This window comes from Chryseobacterium sp. HNCC26DJ238 (genome assembly GCF_057180465.1).
Genome location: NZ_JBXUGI010000009.1, coordinates 63,623 through 83,722 on the forward strand (window position 1 = coordinate 63,623; position 20,100 = coordinate 83,722).

14 protein-coding genes are annotated in these 20,100 nt (G+C 37.5%); 7 read left to right on the forward strand and 7 right to left on the reverse strand.

Annotation, left to right across the window (positions count from 1 at the left end; genetic code table 11):
* Nucleotides 1-38: 38 nt before the first annotated feature.
* On the forward strand, nt 39-1,379 hold the full coding sequence (locus AC2A07_RS10170; RefSeq protein WP_484050292.1) for a dihydroorotase: 1,341 nt from the start codon (nt 39-41) through the stop codon (nt 1,377-1,379).
* A gap of 194 nt (nt 1,380-1,573) precedes the next feature.
* Here the strand turns inward: AC2A07_RS10170 and AC2A07_RS10175 are convergent, their stop codons facing one another.
* The 5 genes from AC2A07_RS10175 to AC2A07_RS10195 all read right to left on the reverse strand — a co-directional run bounded on the left by AC2A07_RS10175 (nt 1,574) and on the right by AC2A07_RS10195 (nt 8,367).
* Nucleotides 1,574-2,470 carry a helix-turn-helix domain-containing protein gene (locus AC2A07_RS10175; RefSeq protein ID WP_484050293.1) on the reverse strand — a complete coding sequence of 299 codons (897 nt, stop codon included), beginning with the start codon at nt 2,468-2,470 and terminating at the stop codon, nt 1,574-1,576.
* Between the two features lie 398 nt (nt 2,471-2,868).
* A complete protein-coding gene (locus tag AC2A07_RS10180; protein ID WP_484050294.1) occupies nt 2,869-3,870 on the reverse strand; it encodes an aldo/keto reductase in 1,002 nt (333 codons plus the stop codon).
* Nucleotides 3,871-4,043: 173 nt separating this feature from the next.
* Entirely contained in the window at nt 4,044-6,341 is a 2,298-nt protein-coding gene (locus AC2A07_RS10185; RefSeq protein WP_484050295.1) for a GH92 family glycosyl hydrolase, read from the reverse strand.
* A 74-nt stretch (nt 6,342-6,415) separates the two neighbouring features.
* Nucleotides 6,416-7,105 carry a response regulator gene (locus tag AC2A07_RS10190; protein ID WP_314498290.1) on the reverse strand — a complete coding sequence of 230 codons (690 nt, stop codon included), beginning with the start codon at nt 7,103-7,105 and terminating at the stop codon, nt 6,416-6,418.
* A 14-nt stretch (nt 7,106-7,119) separates the two neighbouring features.
* Entirely contained in the window at nt 7,120-8,367 is a 1,248-nt protein-coding gene (locus AC2A07_RS10195) for a sensor histidine kinase (protein ID WP_484050296.1), read from the reverse strand.
* A 219-nt stretch (nt 8,368-8,586) separates the two neighbouring features.
* Between AC2A07_RS10195 and AC2A07_RS10200 the strand changes: the two genes are divergently transcribed.
* From AC2A07_RS10200 to AC2A07_RS10215, 4 genes are all read left to right on the forward strand, one after another.
* Nucleotides 8,587-8,997 (forward strand): DUF1573 domain-containing protein, encoded by a 411-nt coding sequence (locus AC2A07_RS10200; protein WP_314498293.1) that lies wholly within the window; start codon nt 8,587-8,589, stop codon nt 8,995-8,997.
* Nucleotides 8,998-9,249: 252 nt separating this feature from the next.
* The gene (locus tag AC2A07_RS10205) at nt 9,250-10,131 is read left to right on the forward strand and encodes an SDR family oxidoreductase (protein ID WP_484050297.1); all 882 of its coding nucleotides are present in this window, start codon (nt 9,250-9,252) and stop codon (nt 10,129-10,131) included.
* 82 nt (nt 10,132-10,213) lie between these two features.
* Nucleotides 10,214-12,412, forward strand: coding sequence for a M1 family metallopeptidase (locus tag AC2A07_RS10210; RefSeq protein ID WP_484050298.1), 2,199 nt, complete (start codon nt 10,214-10,216; stop codon nt 12,410-12,412).
* Nucleotides 12,413-12,570: 158 nt separating this feature from the next.
* Nucleotides 12,571-13,398 (forward strand): endonuclease/exonuclease/phosphatase family protein, encoded by an 828-nt coding sequence (locus tag AC2A07_RS10215; protein ID WP_484050299.1) that lies wholly within the window; start codon nt 12,571-12,573, stop codon nt 13,396-13,398.
* Between the two features lie 66 nt (nt 13,399-13,464).
* Here the strand turns inward: AC2A07_RS10215 and AC2A07_RS10220 are convergent, their stop codons facing one another.
* Both AC2A07_RS10220 and AC2A07_RS10225 read right to left on the reverse strand, forming a co-directional pair.
* Entirely contained in the window at nt 13,465-14,151 is a 687-nt protein-coding gene (locus AC2A07_RS10220; RefSeq protein WP_484050300.1) for a response regulator transcription factor, read from the reverse strand.
* Nucleotides 14,141-15,460 (reverse strand): sensor histidine kinase, encoded by a 1,320-nt coding sequence (locus AC2A07_RS10225; protein ID WP_484050301.1) that lies wholly within the window; start codon nt 15,458-15,460, stop codon nt 14,141-14,143. Before AC2A07_RS10225 ends, AC2A07_RS10220 begins: the two co-directional genes overlap by 11 nt.
* Before the next feature lie 182 nt (nt 15,461-15,642).
* On the opposite strand from AC2A07_RS10225, the gene AC2A07_RS10230 reads away from it, so the two are divergent.
* Both AC2A07_RS10230 and AC2A07_RS10235 read left to right on the forward strand, forming a co-directional pair.
* Nucleotides 15,643-18,015, forward strand: a complete 2,373-nt coding sequence (locus AC2A07_RS10230; protein WP_484050302.1) for an outer membrane beta-barrel protein — start codon at nt 15,643-15,645, stop codon at nt 18,013-18,015.
* Nucleotides 18,016-18,144: 129 nt separating this feature from the next.
* Nucleotides 18,145-20,010 carry a M1 family metallopeptidase gene (locus AC2A07_RS10235; protein WP_484050303.1) on the forward strand — a complete coding sequence of 622 codons (1,866 nt, stop codon included), beginning with the start codon at nt 18,145-18,147 and terminating at the stop codon, nt 20,008-20,010.
* Nucleotides 20,011-20,100: the final 90 nt, after the last annotated feature.

A 20,100-nucleotide genomic window follows, 5' to 3' on the forward strand; every position in this document is an offset into this window, starting at 1 on the left:
TTGTGTCATATAACTCAATACAGCATAAAAAAGTAAAAATGAAAATCCTTATAAAAAACGTAAAAATCGTCAATGAAGGACAAATTGTTGAAAGTGACATTCTGATTGAAAATGATATCATTTCTAAGATAGGTTCCGGTATTTCTGAAGAAGAAGCGGATCAAACGATCGAAGGTTCAGGCAAATATCTTTTACCTGGAATCATTGATGACCAGGTTCATTTTCGTGAACCGGGACTTACTCATAAAGGTGATATTGAAACTGAATCGAAAGCAGCAGTTGCCGGCGGTATTACCAGTTTTATTGACCAGCCCAACACGGTTCCTAATGCAGTCACTCAGGAACTGTTGGCTGATAAATATGAAATAGCTTCTCAAAAAGCCTATGCCAATTATGGTTTTATGATGGGAGGAACGAATGATAATCTTGAAGAAGTTTTAAAAACAGATCCCAGAAATGTTCCCGGAATCAAATTGTTTTTAGGCTCTTCAACAGGAAATATGCTGGTTGATAATCCTGAAACTCTGGAGAACATTTTCAGCAGTACAAAAATGCTGATCGCTGTACATTGTGAAGATGAAGCAACCATTAAAGCCAATACGCAACAGTATATGGATGAGTATGGTGAAGATATTCCTGTGAAATTCCATTATCTGATCAGAAGCGAAGAAGCCTGTTATAAGTCTTCATCAAAAGCCATTGAGCTTGCAAAAAAGACCGGTGCGAGACTCCATGTTTTTCACCTGTCCACAGCAAAAGAAACAGAACTTTTCAGAAATGATATTCCTTTAAAAGATAAGAAAATCACGTCAGAAGTCTGCGTTCATCATCTGATTTTCACCAATGATGATTATGATACTAAAGGTGGACTGATCAAATGGAATCCGGCTGTAAAAACACAAAAAGATAAAGACGGACTCTGGGAAGCATTGCTGGACGACAGGATAGATGTGATTGCTACCGACCATGCACCCCATACCTGGGAAGAGAAGCAGAACGTCTATACAAAATGTCCGTCAGGCGCACCGTTGGTTCAGCATTCTCTGGTAGTGATGCTGGAAAATTACATTAATGGAAAGATTTCTTTGGAAAGAATTGTTGAGAAAATGGCTCATAACCCTGCTATTTTATTCAGGATTGAAAAGAGAGGTTTCATAAGAGAAGGCTACAAAGCAGATCTGGTCCTGGTAGATGTAAATGAAAACTGGACCGTTGAAAAAGAGAATATCCTATATAAATGTGGCTGGAGCCCTTTAGAAGGAATGAATTTTCATTCCAAAGTTACCCATACATTTGTTAATGGGAACCTGGTTTATGATAATGGCAAAGTCAACGAAGAGAAATTCGGGGAGCGGCTGCTTTTTGAAGTACAGGAATAAATAAATGTGAAAATGAAAATCCCTGCCAGATTCAAAACCCGGCAGGGATTATTTTTAACAATTTATCATCAGTCAATCACAATACTTGCGATCCCTTTTTTCTAATGCGGTTTCCTGAAAACCCGGGATTGCTAAACCTTCTACACGGAAAATAATGATGTCGATAAACAGTCCGTAACTGCGAGAGAACATTCTTAATTGAAAGACTGTCTGAATTCTACAGGTGACATCTTTGTTTTCTTTTTAAAAAGCGTACTGAAAGACTGTGAATGTTCAAATCCCAGTTCATACGCAATCTCACTGACGGAAAGTTCAGTGGTGGAGAGCTTTTCTTTCGCTTTGCTGATCAGCTTTTCATGTATGTGCTGTTGTGTATTTTGTCCTGTCTGAATTCTCAGAAGGTCGCTAAGGTAATTCGGAGAGAGATTCATTGCTTCAGCAATTTGATGAACGGTTAAAAGTCCTTTTTCAGAAGATTCTTTATCAAAATAATCATTTAAAAAAGTTTCAAACTTCGACAGGAGTTGATGGCTTCCGTTTTTTCTGGTGATGAATTGCCTTTCATAAAAACGCTTTGAGTAATTCAGCAGCAGTTCAATCTGAGACAAAATTATTTCCTGCGTGTGCTGGTCAATATGATGGCATTCCTTATCGATTTTGTAAAGAATTTCAAGCAAATCATTTTCTTCGTCTTCAGAAAGGTGCAAAGCTTCATTCACAGCATAAGAGAAAAACCCGTAAGACGACATGGTGTTTGCTAAAGGCTGATGTAAAAGAAAATCTTCGTGAAAAATCAGAAGATACCCTTTGTTTTCACAATCCATTGTTTTTAAATCAAGATACTGAACCTGGTTCGGAGCGGTAAAACTTAAGACCCCCTTGTCATAATCGTAATGTTGCTGTCCATATTTTATTTTTCCGGTGGCATTGCGTTTTAATGCCACACAGTAATACCGGCTCACAAAACCCTTCCATACCTCATCTTCAATGAAAACACTTTCCGAAAGATTGATAACGCTCACCATCGGATGCTTCGGTTCAGGAAGTGATAACAGTCTGTGAAAAGCCGAGATAGATTGTATTGTATTCATAATTTGAATGGTATATATTAAAAATAACAGTAATGGTCTGGACGCTTTTATCTGCTTTCATTTATCCTGAGCGTAGTCGGAGGGCTTCCATTTTTTTGCTCCACTTCATTTCAGAAGAAAAGCTCCTTCCAGGCCGGGGCGTAATCGTATGATGTTCCGGCTTGAAGCCTGAAATTTTTTTCAAACGCAGGATCAGACAGAGGAATTCAAAGCCAGGTTTATAAATTAAAACTAAACAAATGCGTTACACTTAAAAACGAAGTACAGTTGCTTTACTTCAATAAGCGAAGAGCATTTGTTAGTCTCAAAACATTTGCAGATTAAAGAAACTTTGTCTCACTTTGCGATTACGTATTTAAGTTGAAAAGAAATCGGCAAAATTTGCGAGAACTTTAAAATCAATAATCCAAAAGGCTCATCCCAAACTCATCATACGTGTCACCGGTATCGGTACCCAAAGGTATAATACTTTCCAGCTTGGCAAGTTCAGTTTCAGTTAATTCTACGGTTCCGGCCTCAATATTCTGTTCAACATATTTTCTGCGTTTCGTCCCGGGAATCGGAACAATCCCCTTGCTGATGATCCACGCTAAAGCTAATTGAGAAGAAGTGATATTTTTTTCTCTCGCTAACTCTTCAATAGCTTCAACCAATTCAATGTTTTTATGGAAATACTGTTCCTGAAAACGGGGAATTCCTCTTCTGAAGTCATTTTCAGGCAAATCATCAACAGACCGGATCTGTCCGGATAAAAATCCTCTTCCCAGAGGTGAATAGGCAACAAAGCCAATTCCCAATTCATTTAAAGTTTTGATGACCCCTTTCTCCTCAACGGTTCTTTCAAACAGAGAGTACTCACTTTGAACTGCTGAAACCGGATGAACTGCGTGTGCTCTTTTCACAGTCTCAGATGAAACTTCAGATAATCCGATGTAACCGATTTTTCCTTCTTGTACCAGCTCGCCCATGGCACCGACAGTTTCTTCAACAGGAACATTTTTATCCAGACGGTGCATATAATACAGATCAATGTAATCGGTCTTCAGGTTTTTCAGCGATCTTTCTACTGATTTTTTTACATAATCTTTACTTCCGTTGATTTTCCAGGTCACCTGATCCTGATCATCAATCTCCCAACCGAATTTTGTAGCAATAATGTATTGGTCACGGTTTCCTTTGATTGCTTCAGCAATGAGCTGTTCATTTTTGAAAGGCCCATACAGATCTGCCGTGTCTAAAAAGTTGCCTCCTAATTCTAAAGAACGGTGAATCGTTGCGATCGCTTCCTTTTCGTCAGTCTTACCATACATATCCGCATCACCAAAACCTGTCATTCCCATGCATCCCAAACCTATAGCAGGGATGATTAATCCTTGATTTCCTAATTTTACTTTTTTCATATTTCAGTATTAATTTAATACCTCAAAGTTGAGGAGAAATAAGATTGTGAATGTATGCAAAATGAAGATTCTTGTATGCAAAATACGGACTGTCTCTGTAAACTAATATCCATATCCCGATGCCGGTGAAAAAAAGTATTAATCAGGAATCATTGGTAATTCATGTTTTGGTATTACTTCTTTGCTTTGGCGCTCATGTAGAAAGTCAGTTTTCCTCCATTCATAATCTCAGAATGTTTCAATGTGAAATTTTTGATTTCTTTTCCATTTAAATGAATTTTTTCCACATAAATATTCTTCGGACTTTGATTTACGGCTTCAATATCAAATGTTTTTCCGTTCTCTAAATTAAGAACAGCACGATCAACCGCCGGACTTCCAATTGCATAATCTTCTGATCCCGGAGCAACCGGGTAAAAACCAAGCGAACTCAGAATATACCATGCACTCATCTGTCCTGCATCATCATTCCCTCCCAATCCATCGGGAGTGGCTTTGTATTGCATATCTAAAATTCGTCTGATTTGTGCCTGGGTCTTCCAGGGCTGTCCTGCCCAGTTATATAGATAAGCAACATGATGTGCCGGTTCGTTTCCGTGAACATATCCTCCTATAATTCCCTCTCTTGTAATGTCTTCAGTGTCTGCAAAGAACTCATCGGGTAGATGCATCGTAAACAGTTCATCCAGTTTCGAAGCAAATTTTTTCTTTCCGCCTATTATTTTGATCAATTCATCAGGGCTCTGAGGAACGAAAAAACTATAATTCCATGAATTTCCTTCAATAAAACCCTGTCCGTGTGTACTCAGCGCATTAAAATCTTTCTTAAAACTGCCGTCAGCCAGACGCGGACGCATAAATCCTACCGTTGAATCGAAATTATTTTTCCAGTTTTCTGACCGTTTAATGAATTGATTGTAAATTTCAGTCTCACCAAGATGTTTTGCCAATTGAGCGATTGCCCAGTCGTCGTATGCATATTCTAAAGTGTTGGAAACGGAGGTTCCGCTTTTTTCTGCGGGAATGTATCCTTTGTCAATATAGAGTCCTATGCCTTCATAATCTCTTTTTTCTGCGGTTTCCACACAGGCTTTCAGTGCTTCTTTGGCATCACCGGTATAATTTCCCTTAATGACCGCATCTGCAACAACGCTTACACTGTGATAACCGCTCATACACCAGTTGTCATTGGCATAATGCGACCAGATCGGCAGCATCTTCATGGAAAACTGGTCATAATGAGCCAACATTGATTTGACCATCTCATTATTTCTTTTCGGCTGAATGATGTTAAAAAACGGATGAAGTGCACGGTAGGTATCCCAGATAGAAAAAGTGGTATAGTTTGTAAATCCTTCAGCTTTGTGGATGTTTTGATCTAAACCTCTATATTCACCGTTCACGTCCATGTACGTTGTAGGACTGATGAAGGTGTGATACATTGCGGTGTAAAAGTTCGTTTTTTCTGTATCAGAACTTTGTACAATGATTTTGTTGAGTTCTTTATTCCAGTTTTCCTGTGTCTGTGCTTTGACCTGATCAAAAGATAAATTTCCGGCTTCTTTTTCCAAATTTTCCAGAGCATTAGACTGGCTTACAGGCGAAATGGCCAGTTTGACCTCAATGGATTCATTTTCATTCGTGTCAAAATCAAAATACATTTTCAGGTTTTTCCCTGCAATTTCAGGGAAGTTTTTAGTCTGGTCAAATTTTCTCCAGAATCCGTTGTACACCTGTTTTCCGTCAAAATTTTTCTGACCGTAGGATTTAAATGGTTTGGAAAATTTCAGGGCAAAATAAACGGTTCTCGTTCTCGCCCAGCCATTGGTCTGTCGATAACCCGTGACCGTATTTCCGTTTTCTACACGTACATAGGTCCAGATGTTTTTACCGTCATAATTATAAATTCCCGCCATCAGATCAAGGATGAGGTGCGCCTGATCAGATTTTGGAAAAGTATAACGGTGAACACCCACTCTCGTAGTTGCCGTTAATTCAGCCAAAATGTTATGGTCATCCAGTTTTACCTTATAATATCCGGCCTCTGCTTTCTCATTCTGATGTGAAAATCTGCTGCGGTACCCAAGTTCAGGATGAGATGCGGTTCCCGGATTTAACTGTAATCTGCCTACGGTCGGCATCATCAGAAAATCGCCAAGGTCTGAATGTCCTGTTCCGCTGAAATGGGTTGAGCTGAAACCTACAATGGTCCTGTCCTCGTAGCGGTATCCTGCACAGTATTTATACACTTCGCCGTTATATTTTCCGTTCAGTCCGTAAGCGATGGTGTCGGTTTCCGGACTTAGCTGGACAGCTCCGAATGGTGCGGTTGCCCCCGGATAGGTATGTCCCATTTTTTCAGTTCCGATCAGTGGATTGACGTACTGAATCAATTGCTCTGATCTTTGAGCTTTACAATATAAACTGAATGAAAGAAAAAACACGAGAACTGACAGAGCAGGATTTTTCATAATAATGAATTTTGTGAACAGCAAAAGTAAATAAAATCAGAAGATATTATTTATGACTGAATAGATACAAAATATTACAGTTTTTGTTTCTCAGAAAATCTGAAACCGATTCCATGAAGGTTTTCTATCGATATATTTTCGTCATCTGCAAAAACCTTTCTCAGTCTTGATATAAAAACATCCAGGCTTCTTCCCATAAAGTAATCATCATTCCCCCAGACAGCTTTTAAAATATCCTGTCTTTTTAAAACAGAATTTTTATGAAGAATAAAATATAAAAGAAGTTCAGATTCTCTTTGGGTAAGGGTAATGATCCTGTTGTTATCCTGTAAAGTATAATTTTTCGGGTCAAAACTATATTTTCCCACTTTATATTCCGCAGGAGCATGACCTGTTTTTTTTGTGCGTTTCAGGAAAACTTCGATTTTTAAAATAAGTTCTTCTATGCTGAAAGGCTTAACCAGATAGTCATCAGCACCAATTTTCAATCCTTTTATCCTGTCTTCTTTTAGTGATTTGGCAGAAATAAAAATAATGGGAATGTCAGAATTGTGCAGTCTTATATATTTTGCCAATTCAAAACCGTCAACCTCAGGCATCATAATATCGAGCAGGCAAATGTCATAACTTTTAATGTCAAAGGCTTCTAAAGCAGATCTTCCGTTTGCATGGTAATCAATCTCATAATATGGTTCAAGGCTGTCCTGAATCAGGAAAGCAATAGTCTGGTCGTCTTCAGCATAAAGAATTTTAGCTTTTTCCATCAGATATAAAATAATTAAGAGGGCAAAAACAATGTTGTGGTGATTCCCTGATCCGTATTGTTTTCCACAGAAATTTTCCAGTGGTGCTGCTGAACAATTTTTTTAACATAAAACAAGCCCAGTCCAAAACCGTTGATCTCATTGTTTTTTCGGGTATTCACTCTGTAAAATTTATCAAAGATATAAGGAATGTTTTTAACCGGAATTCCAATGCCGTTATCTTTAAACTTTAAATATAAGCCTTTTGAATCTTTATGTGACGAAATGATAACATGAGGTCGGGTTTCGCAATACTTTACTGAGTTGTCTAATATATTGTAGATGATATTGGTAAAGTGAAATTGATCAGCGATCAGTGAGAGGTCATTTTCGATATTGATCACAACAGTCAGGTTTTCATTCTTTTGCTGCATAGTTTCCGCTATTTCCTGGATGAAAGGAAAAAGCATTATTTTTTCTGTTTTTAATGACAGTCCGGAGGCGTCATTTTTTGCTATATTCAATATCTTTTCAATATGACTGTTCAGTTTGTGACCTTGATTCATAATGATCGAAGTGTACGTCTGAAGTTTAGAACTTTGCTGTACAGCTTCCTGTTTGTTAATTGATTCAGCAGCCAGTAATATAGAAGATAGCGGGGTTTTAAACTCATGGGTCATATTGTTGATAAAGTCCCTTTGCAGTTCTGAGAATTTTTTTTGCTGAATGATGGTATAGATAGAATACACATAGACCAGAAGAATAATGATCAGTGCAAAGGTAAGGACATACCAGAACTTTAAAGAACTGATCATGTAAGCTGTTTTATCAGGAAAGCGAATCGAAAAATAATAGGTCAGATTTTCGTGTTTGGGAAAACTGACCGTTCTGTTTTTTGAAGTTTCCTGATGAGTGGAAATATACTTTCCATAGATCATTTTATCGCTGTGGCAGTTATATACTGCATACACATAATTGGTATTGATCTGAAAACGTGTAAATTCTGTTTTAAGATAATATTCAAGAACGGTGGGGTCAAACTCATTATTGATATTGACGACATAGTAGTCGTTGGCTATATTCTGTACAGGGTTTTCCGTAAAAGAGGTCTGCTCGCCGGATAACTTTTCTACAACTTCAAGAAGTGCGACATTAACCTTCTGATTAAATTTTTTGTCCTCAAGATTATAGGCCTGCCTTGTCCATAATAATTGAGCGATCAGAATTCCGATGATCGCAACAAGCCCGAGCGTAATAATGATATTGAGTTTCTTTATTTCCATTTACCGGAGCAATAATATCTAAAAATATCAATTAATCAATTGTCATTAACAACTTGTTAACAATTGTTTGGCAGCGATTAACAATATCTTATCCGAATGATTGATATATTTGTTTTTTCGAACCGACAGGTCTGTTCTGTTGATTGATTGAATATGAAATTTATATTTATATAGATTGATAATAACAGATGAATTTAGAAAAACAATAAAAATTTATATATGAAAAATTTAAAAATTACAGCTTTACTTGCCGTTATGGCATTTTCACCCTTTTATGCAAATGTACTTCCTGTCGTAGGAACTGCAGCGGTAAAGGTAATTGTAGATGCGGTCAAATGGAAATCAGAATCCATTGATGTTGGAAATATTCCTCAGGGTAAACCAAAAGTAATCAGATTTGAGTTCACCAATACATCTTCAAAACCAATTATCATTGAAAATGTAGCGCCTTCATGCGGCTGTACAACTGCGGATTATACCAAAACGCCAATTCTTCCCGGTAAAAAAGGTTTTGTAGAAGCAAGTTATAATGCAGCAAATGCAGGGGCATTTATAAAAACAGTAAATGTTACCACCAGTGACAGCAAAACGCCTAAAACACTTTCATTTAAAGGAGTGGTAACAGCATAAATATTTCAGGGTACTCAGCTGTTGCTGTCCTTGTCAAATCAGTATTTCAAATTAATAACAGTCAGCTTTGTATTCGTTACAGGGTTGACTTTTTTTATTTAATTGAAGAAATACAGCAATTCAAGGTTTTCATTGCTTTAATTTTTTTTGATAACATTTAATCCGAATTAATATTATTTATAACATCATTTCTCAATAGATTTTAGCCCGCATCCGTTTAATATTTGTTATTTTTAGGAAAAAATAAAATATATGAATCAATATACTCAGCCCATGTTACGTGAAGATGCACTCAAAGGTAAAGTTGCCATTGTGACGGGTGGCGGAAGCGGTCTTGGAAAGGCAATGACCAAATACTTTCTTCAGCTGGGAGCAAAAGTTGTCATCACATCAAGAAATCTTGAAAAACTGTACGGTACTGCCAAAGAGCTGGAAGATCAGACGGGTGGGAGAGTTCTTTGCGTTGCCTGTGATGTAAGAAACTGGGAAGAAGTGGAAGCCATGAAAGATGTTGCACTGAAAGAATTCGGAAGAATTGATATTCTGCTCAACAATGCAGCCGGAAATTTTATCTCACCAACGGAGAGATTGACGCATTCTGCTTTTGATTCTATATTAGACATTGTTTTGAAAGGAACAAAAAACTGTACACTCTCTGTCGGAAAACACTGGATTGATTCTAAAACACCGGGAACTGTTTTGAATATCGTAACTACATACGCCTGGACAGGTTCTGCCTACGTAGTTCCTTCGGCCTGTGCAAAAGCAGGGGTTTTGGCTATGACGCGAAGTCTTGCTGTAGAGTGGGGAAAGTACAATATCAGGTTTAATGCTATTGCGCCGGGACCGTTTCCTACAAAAGGAGCATGGGACAGGCTTCTTCCGGGAGATATGAAAGACCAGTTTGATCTGGCTAAGAAAAATCCTCTTAAAAGAGTAGGTGAACATCAGGAACTGGCGAATCTTGCTGCCTATCTTGTCTCTGATTTTTCATCTTTTGTCAATGGTGAGGTGGTAACGATTGATGGGGGAGAATGGCTTCAGGGCGCAGGTGAATTTAATATGCTCGAAGATATTCCTCAGGAAATGTGGGATACTTTAGAAGCAATGATTAAGCAGAAAAAATCAAATTGATTAAAATAAGTAAATTATGCTCCCGGAATTGTAACAATTTCGGGATTTTTTTTACCAATCGAAAGAATAAAAATATGTATCCATGAATTTAAAAATTCCAACCCTGATGTCTGCTCTGGCAGTAATCTTTCTCGCAAATTCTGTATATGCTCAGGAAGCTCCGAAATATGATTATGTAGAAGCCTTTAAACCGTTTTTCTATTCTCAGACAGGAACGGAAACCCGCTCTGCAAGTGGTCAGCCCGGACATGCTTACTGGCAGAATTCTGCAGATTATCAGCTGAATGTAAGCCTGAATGATGTGAAAAATGAGATAACAGGAACGGCTGAAATTACGTATACCAATAACAGTCCGGACAAATTGAGTTTTTTATGGCTTCAGCTCGATCAGAATTTATTTGAAAAAGATTCCCGTGGGAATGCACTGGTTCCGCTTTCCGGAAGCAGAAACGGAGCCAAGGGAGAGACCTTTGATGGCGGATATAAAATAAAATCAGTAAAGTATGACGGTAAAGATGTGAAATATACCGTTACAGATACGAGAATGCAGATCGATCTTCCTCAGGAGCTTAAAGCAAAAGGAGGGGTAGCGAAAATTAAAATTGAATATACGTTTCTCTCTCCGCAGTACGGATCAGACAGGATGGGCGTGCAGGATACCAAAAACGGGAAGATCTTTACAATTGCCCAGTGGTATCCCAGAATGTGTGTCTACGATGATGTTTTGGGATGGAATACAATGCCTTATCTCGGAGCATCGGAATTTTATCTTGAGTATGGGGATATTACCGCAAATATTACCGTTCCTGCAAATCATTATGTGGTAGCATCGGGTGAACTTCTGAATGAAAAGGAAGTCTACTCGAAAGAAGAAAACAGCAGATGGTCGCAGGCAAGAAACTCAGACAAGACCGTGATGATCAGACCGGAATCTGAAATTTCTAAAAATGGCGCAGCAGGGATGAAGACCTGGAAATTTAAAATCAGCCAGACCAGGGATTTTGCCTGGGCTTCTTCACCGGCATTCATTTTAGATGCGGCCAGAATAAATCTTCCCGGCGGTAAAAAATCATTGGCCATTTCAGCTTATCCTGCTGAAAGTGCCGGAAATGATGCATGGGGAAGGTCAACAGAATATACAAAAGCTGCGATCGAACATTATTCTGCAAAATGGTACGGATACACTTACCCAGCAGCGACCAATGTTGCCGGAAATGAAGGCGGAATGGAATATCCCGGAATTGTGTTCTGTCACATGAATTCTAAAGGTGAAGATCTTTGGGGAGTAACCGATCATGAGTTTGGGCACAACTGGTTTCCGATGATTGTTGGCTCTAATGAAAGACTTTTCGCATGGATGGATGAAGGCTTTAACACATTTATCAATGAGTTGTCGACAGAAGCTTTCAATAAGGGAGAATATTATTCAAAGAAAAATATAGCACAGACGGGAGCTTTCCTGATGAGTGACAATTATGAACCAATCATGGTGGGACCTGATAATATGAAAGAAAACAGCATTGGAATTCTTGCCTATTACAAACCGGGTCTTGGATTGGGGGTTTTGCGGGAATCAATTCTCGGGCATGAAAAATTTGACAAAGCTTTCAGAACCTATATCGAGCGATGGGCATTCAAACATCCTACTCCGTGGGATTTCTTCCATACCATGGAAAATGTTTCCGGTGAAGAACTCAACTGGTTCTGGAGAGGCTGGTTTATTAATAAATGGAAAATAGACCAGGCTGTTAAAACCGTGAAATACGTAAATGGTGATTTCAAAAGCGGAGCACAGATTACGGTTGAAAATCTGGGGCAGCTGCCGATGCCGACGACAGTTCAGGTAAAATTTAAGGATGGAACCGAACAGATTGTAAAATTACCTGTTGAAATCTGGAAAAGAAATACAGAATGGACCTTTAAACTTGATTCATCAAAAGAGATCAATGAGGTCAGACTTGATCCTGCCACTCAAATTCCTGATGTCAATTCCAAAAACAATTCATGGTCTTCTGCAGATGCAGTACCTGTAGAGAAAATCAATGTAAAAGATTTTGCAGGAACGTATGGAAATAAAGAGATCGGTTTAAAGCTTACGTTTAAAGAAAAAGACAATCAGTTGTTCGGTCAGGCTGCAGGTCAGCAGGAATTTCCTTTAGAATATGTAGGTAACAGCACTTTTACTTTCGATCAGGCTCAGATTTCAATGGTCTACAGTAAAGATAAAAAGACGATCGCATTTACCCAGGGCGGCAGAGAATTTAAATTTATCAAAGAATAAATTTCAGATTTTTTTTTCAGGCTTAGTCATAGCAATAGGACTCCGGAAATTTTCCGGAGTTTTTTGTGAATTTAATTTAATATGAAACTTTTCAAAATTATCCGGACTCTCTGTAACAGAAGTTTTATTTTTGCTTTTTAATTTTAAATGAAATAAAAATGAATTTCAGATTTTCAGCTTTATTAATGCTTGTTTTTGCATGGAGCTTTTCTCAGGATATTAAAGTCATGAGTTTCAACATCAGGCTGAATGTTGATTCCGATAAAGAAAACGCGTGGCCTCAGAGAAAACGGGATGTTACAGATTTGCTGACGTACTATCATCCCGATGTTTTAGGAGTTCAGGAAGCGCTTCCCGAGCAGATGAAAGATATTAAGACAGGTCTGAAAAATTACGATCATGTAGGAGTAGGAAGAGATGATGGTAAAGAAAAAGGTGAATTTTCTGCTATATTTTACGATACAACAAGACTTCAGATAGTAAAATCCGGAACATTCTGGCTTTCCGAAACCCCTGAAAAGCCTTCAAAAGGCTGGGATGCAGCTTTAAACAGAATCTGTACGTACGCCATATTTAAAGATAAAGATTCACAGAAAGAATTTCTGGCAATGAACATTCATTTTGACCACGTCGGAAATATGGCAAGAGTGAAATCATCAGAACTGATTTTGAAAAAAGCAAAAGAGCTGAATCCTAAAAACTTACCATTGGTACTGACAGGTGATTTTAATCTAACTGAAGATACACAGCCTGTGAAAATTCTTTCAAAAAACCTGGAAGATACTTTTTATCATGCTGAAAAGAAACATTACGGTCCTGTGGGGACATTCACAGGCTTCAATGTTAATGAAGTTCCGAAAGACAGGATCGATTATATTTTTGTAAAAGGTTTTAAAATAAAATCTCACAGGCATATCAATGACAGACGGGAAAATCTGCTATATCCATCAGATCATTTTCCGGTTTTGGCTGATTTACAGTTTTAAACTCAGTATTTTTTTAAAATATATAATAAGCTCTGTTCTGCTGAATGGAGCTTTTTTTTACAAAATTTATCTTTGAGGAAAATTGATTTCAAAGCCAATGCCTCTTACTGACAGAATTTTTATGCCCGGGTCATCAGAAAGGTATTTTCTGAGTTTGCTGATGAAAACATCGAGGCTTCTTCCGGTAAAATAATCGTTCGTTTCCCACAAGTGGTCAAGAATATCATCACGTTTGATCATCTGATGGTTGTGCTGTAAAAGATAAATTAAAAGATCTTTTTCACGAATGGTTAAACGGATATTTCCAGAAGGGTGACTGAGTAAAAGCTTGTCTGAATCTAAAATATATGCTCCGATCTTCTGTGTAGGATCGGAAGAATGGAATGCCGTTCTTTTCAGAATGTTTTTAATTCTTAAAATCAGTTCTTCAGGATCACATGGCTTTGCCAGATAATCATCCGCACCGATTTTCAGACCTGTCAGACGGTCTATTTTTTGATTTTTGGCGGTTAAAAACAAGATGGGAAACTGTGGTTTTTCTTTTAAAATGATTTTTGCCAGTGAAAAGCCATCCATTTTGGGCATCATAATATCAAGGATTCCAATACGATAAGGAAAGTCTGAAGATAAAGCGGTCACTACATCTTCGGGATTCTGAAACCAGCCAACCTCAAAATTTTCTAATTCAAGATATTGTTTCAGGATCATCCCGAAGTCTGAATCATCTTCGGCCAAAAGAATTTTAGTATTCATAAGGCAGTTTTATTTTAAATTGTGTCCCAACTTTTAATTCACTTTTTACCTCTATCTTTCCGTGATATTTTGCAGCGATTTTCTGTACAAAATAAAGTCCTAATCCTAAACCTTTTGTATTGTGAATGTTATTGGACTGTATTCTGTAGAATTTTTCAAAAATACTCCTCAGTTCATTTTTCGCCATTCCTTCGCCATTATCAGCAATATTTATTTCCAAATGTTTTTCCAGGTCAGTGATCTGGATCTCGATTTCAGAAGCTCCGTATTTTACACTGTTTTCGCAGAGGTTTTTAATGATCGTTTCCATTAAACCTTTATCAAAGAAAAGTTCTTTCTCAACATTGTTTTGAAGTTTAAATTTATTTTTCGGATAAGTGAAAGTCAGATCCTGAATAAAGAAATCCCAGTCTTCCGGCTGTATAAAAACTGTTTCCACGGCATTTTCATCTCTGTGAAGCTGTAATAACAGGTTTTCCAAACGGTTAATCTGCCGGTCAACTAAGGGCAGGGTTTCAGCATTTAAATTCTTTTTCAGAGTTTTTGAGGCGATTTTTAAAGTGGCAATAGGTGTTTTGAATTCGTGCGAAATATTATCAACGATGGTGTGCAGAATTTCAATCTGTTTTTGTTGTCTGATGAGGTTTTTAATCGTGAAAATATATAAGATCAAGACACTGGCAAGCAGAATAATACAGCAAATAATAAGAAGAGTCAATTCTCTGAAAACAACTGTTTTTATATTTAAAATTTCATATCCCGTTGTGCTTTTTACCGAGAAACTGTCATTTCTGGTCACTGTTTTAGCATCACTGTCGGTCGATTTTGAAGTGGTTTCCCAGGTTCCGGTATTTAAAATTCCTGCTTTTTTTACTTTTTTTTCAGTTTCGTAAATAACGATGGGCTTCGTAATGAGGTTTGTTTTTGTAGGATTGAAAATAATCGACGAATACTCAATCTTTACCGCAACCTCATACCCTTCATCTTTAAATTGATCATCTACATACCGGCTGAATTCTCTTTCGGTGGCGATCCTGTTTTTATCGAAAAGATTCAGGAATTCATCACGGGTAATTTCCTTGTTTTTAAAGCGGATCAGAATGGCCTGCACTGTATCATCGTGTACTCTTTTTATTCCGCCCTTATCTTCAAGGCGATCGGTATAATCTGTCAGTCTCTTATGGACGGTACGGTAAATTTCACGTTCCTTAACCTGATAGGTTTTGTACATAAAATAACCCTGAATTCCTAAAAGGAGCAGAAACAGGGTGGCAAAAAGGGCGATGAGATTTTTACTTTTCGAAATCATTAAAACAAAGATAAAACATTCATCTGTTGCATAATAGGCATTAACCCTTCGTTAACCTTCCATTAACCTAAATTCTCTCCTGCATTACAGACTTTTGTACCGGAAGAAATAATTTTCTTTTTTCACGATTAAGAAAGAGAATTTTCAGATAGGCTCTTCATCAATTAAAATAAAAAATAATCATGTATAAATTACTCATTGTATTACTTTGTCCTGTCCTGCTGTTTGCTCAGAAGAGTAAAATAGAAGTTACGGTTACCAACATTCAGAATGAAAAACTTCCGTTAATTCCTGTAGAGATCTATAATTCAAAGAATAAGCTGATCAAAACGCTGAAGACAGATGGGAACGGAATCTTTGTATTGGAAGGAATTCCCGAAAGTAACGTTAAATTATTGATCAGTGATCTGGAATATACTCGCTTAGAAAAAATTCTCAATCTTGATGAAATAAATGGTACGATGTCAATCATTCTTAAAAAGGATACTCAGGATATTCAGGAAGTGGTGATGACGAAGCAAAAACCACTGGTGAAAAGAAAAATAGACCGCCTGGAATTTAATGTGGAAAACAGCAATATTTCTTCGCTCAATGCATGGGAAATTCTTAAGAAAACTCCGGGAGTCACATCAGGAAATGATGTTTTGGCAATCAAGGGAAGTCAGAGTATTCTCGTAACGATCAATGATAAAAGAGTGATGCTTACTGGGGATGAACTGAAAAATCTTCTGGAAAATACGCAAGGTGATGAGGTAAAGTCTGTCGAAGTTATTACCAATCCGCCCGCAAAATATGAAGCTTCGGGAAGTGCAGTTCTGAATATCGTCTTGAAGAAAAATAAAATTGAAGGATATCGTGGTACTTTGAGCTCAAAATATATTCAGAGTCAATATGCAAAGGGCGTGGCTGGAATTTCTCAATACTACAAAAAAAATAAAATTTCGGTGATGGGAAGCTATTATTTTGGAAGCGGAACCTATTATCGGGAAGGCACGGATTATGTAAATTATGCAGAAGATCAGACCCGGTGGATCAGTATAATGAACAGGAAAGATCAGAACAGAAGCCAGAATACGGTTAATTTTAATCTGGAATATGAAATTGACAGTCTGACGAATGTGAGTTTAAATTATTCAGGATTTTTCAGTCCTCAATCGCTTGGGACCTATCAGGTACCGACTTTGATTTATAACAGCCAAAATGAAGTGGAATCAAACTACACAACCATTAATGATCATCATTCCAGAGGGATCAATAATTCTTTAAGCTTTCAGGCAGACCGAAAATTAAATGCAAAAAGTAAATTAACCTGGACGAATTATTTTGCTGGAAACAATGCGCAGAAATATCAGGATGTCCTTACTTACCTTGATTTTGTGAACCAATCTCCGACAGAAAATAATTTTGTAACCAATAATAAAAGTGATGTCCGGCTGTATTCTACACAGGCAGATTATCAGTGGAAAAATGAAAAGTGGGAAATAGAATCCGGCGGAAAATACAGCTTTGTGAAAACCGGCAGCCAACTTGATTTTTCAGATAATGAAAACGGAGCATTAGCATATAGATCCGATAAGAGCAATATTTTTAATTACAAAGAACACAATTTTGCACTTTATTCATCACTGTCTTACAATCCCGGAAAGTGGAATTTTAAAGCAGGATTGAGGGTAGAGAAAACTGATCTGGAAGGGGTGGTATCAGAACCCTATGAAGTGAATAAAAATAATTACTGGAAATTGTTTCCGACACTCTATGCCCAATATACCACTTCCGGCAATCATCAGTTCGGGTTGTCCTATGGAAAACGCATCAGCAGACCATCTTATTCATGGTTAAATCCTGCAAAATCGTATTATAACCTGTTTTCTTATTTTCAGGGTGACCCAAAATTGAAAGCAACCATTATTCATAATCTTAACCTGACCTACACATGGAAGGAGTGGAATCTTGATTTCTATTACAGGAAAGAAGTATTTCCGTCAATGGAGATTTCATATCAGGATCCGGCTGTTAATAATCTCATTTATCATTATACCAATATTGAAAAAGCGCAGGCTTATGGGATGAGTCTATATAAAAACTTTCAGATAAAACCCTGGTGGAGTCTGAGTTTGTCCGAAAACCTTGAGCACAATGAAAATTATTTCATAGGTGTTGACCATCTTCTCTATAAAAATCAGGTATGGAACCTGGTGTCTGATCTGTCAACAAGTTTTACTCTGGATAAAAGCAGCGACTGGAAATTAGAAATCGGACACCGGTACAATTCACCCTCTATTCAGGGGACTTTCAGAATCTCAGGTTCTTCTTCGGTATACCTGGTGATGAACAGGAAATTTTTTGATAAAAAACTGGAAGCAAGTCTTGTTTTTAACGATATCTTCAGGACGTCAGGGGAAAAGGTAAGTACCAGATATGCCAATCAGGATAATTATTTTATTGATTATCGGGATACGCAGAGTGTTTCCGTATCAGTGAAATTTAATTTTGGAAATCAATCCGTAAAAAATGCAAAGGCTATTAAAAAAGCTGACGAACAGGGAAGGATGTAGGTTTGATCTGATTTTATTTTAAGACTGAGAATGGTTCACTAAGTCAGTATTAAAAACATTTTAATACTGATGATCATAAAAGCTTTAGTACATTTTCCCTATTTTTGATGCCAATCATTAAAATTAGATATGAATAGATTTCTTTGTGGATTGTTTATCATGGCTTTATCAGTTCAGATGTCTGCCCAGGAGCTGTATATGCCCAGGAATATTAAAGAGGCTTACCAAAACGGAACCCGTGACATTTCCGGAGCTCCCGGAAAAAAATACTGGCAGAACAAAGGAATTTATGATGTTCAGGTTAAAGTCGATGCAAAAACAAAAATGGTTTCGGGAAAAGAAACGATCATGTACAGCAATAACAGCCCGAATGATTTAAATGAACTTGCCATCCGTTTCGTTAACAATTTACATAAACCCGAATCCCCAAGATCAGGTTCTGTTTCCAGAGATTTCCTGTCGTCAGGATTAAAAATTAAATCTTTTGTGGTAGACGGTTTACGATACAGGGTTGACAGCGAGAATTGGGGAACGGTAGAGAAAGTGAAACTTGAAAAAGTTCTGAAGTCAAAATCAAAAGCTGAAGTGAAAATTGAATGGGAATATCCCCTTTCTGTACAAAGCGGAAGAGAAGGGCAGATCGATCCTGAAACTTTTTATGTCGCATATTCTTTCCCAAGAATTTCTGTCTATGACGATTACAATGGCTGGGATATGCTTCCGCATTCTGACCGGCAGGAATTTTACAATGATTTTAATGATTATTCTTTCGCTGTATCAGCTCCTCAAAATTATGTAGTCTGGGCAACTGGAAATTTTCTTAATCCGGAAGAGGTGTTGCAGCCGGAATATCTTAGCCGGTTTAAAAATTCCCTGAAAAGCAATGAAGTGATCCATATTGCCAGTGAAGCAGAAATGAAGTCAGGAAAAGTTACCAAAAACAATCAGTGGAATGTCTGGAAATTTAAAGCTGATCATATAACCGATTTCTGTTTTGCATTAAGCAATCACTATGTCTGGGACGGCTCAAGCGTTCAGCTTACAACCAAAAGAGCAAGTGTACAGGCTGGTTATAAAGCCGGGGCTAAAGATTTTGAACATTATGTAGAATGGATGCGCTATAACTTAGACTGGTTTTCAAAAAACTGGCCGGGAATAGAATATCCTTATCCTGTCATGACCGCCATACAGGGATATGCAGATATGGAATATCCGATGATGATCAATGATACCAGCATACCGGACGACCTTAAGGATGCGAGACTGACGGCAGATCACGAAATTGCCCATACTTATTTTCCTTTCTATATGGGAATTAATGAGACAAGATATGCTTATATGGATGAGGGCTGGGCAACCACTTTAGAATATTTAATCGGAATTGATGAAAACGGAAAAGAAGCTGCCGAAAACTTTTATAAGAACTTCCGTGTCAAAAGATGGATCAGTGATGCTTCAGCAGAGCAGGACCAACCGATTATCACGATGAGTACTCAGGTAAGCGGAGCCGGTTACGGAAATAACTCTTATGTGAAATCATCTTTGTCTTATTTGGCATTGAAAGATTATCTGGGAGATGATTTGTTTAAGAAAGCACTCCATCATTATATGGATAACTGGAACGGCAAACATCCGGTTCCCTGGGATTATTTTTATTCGATGAATACAGGATCGGGTAAAAACCTCAATTGGTTTTTCAACAACTGGTTCTATACTAATTATTATATTGACCTTAAAATCAATGATGTGGCTCAGGAGAAAGGTCAGATTATTGTAAAAGCAGATAATATTGGTGGTTTTGCCATTCCTTTTGATGCAGTTGTTACGTATCAGGATCAGTCGACAGAGAAAATCCATTTCACTCCTGAAATCTGGGAGAAAAATCAGAAACAGACGGTCTTTTCTGTCAAAAGTAAAAAGAAGGTGAAATCTGTACTGCTTGATGGTGGCCTTTTCATGGATTACACTCCGGATGATAATCTGAAAAATCTGTAATATAAATGACGTTCAGCAGGAAAGTTTTTATAATTAATGATAGATTTGCAGCGATTATAGAACGTTAATAATAAATAATAAAATTATCAA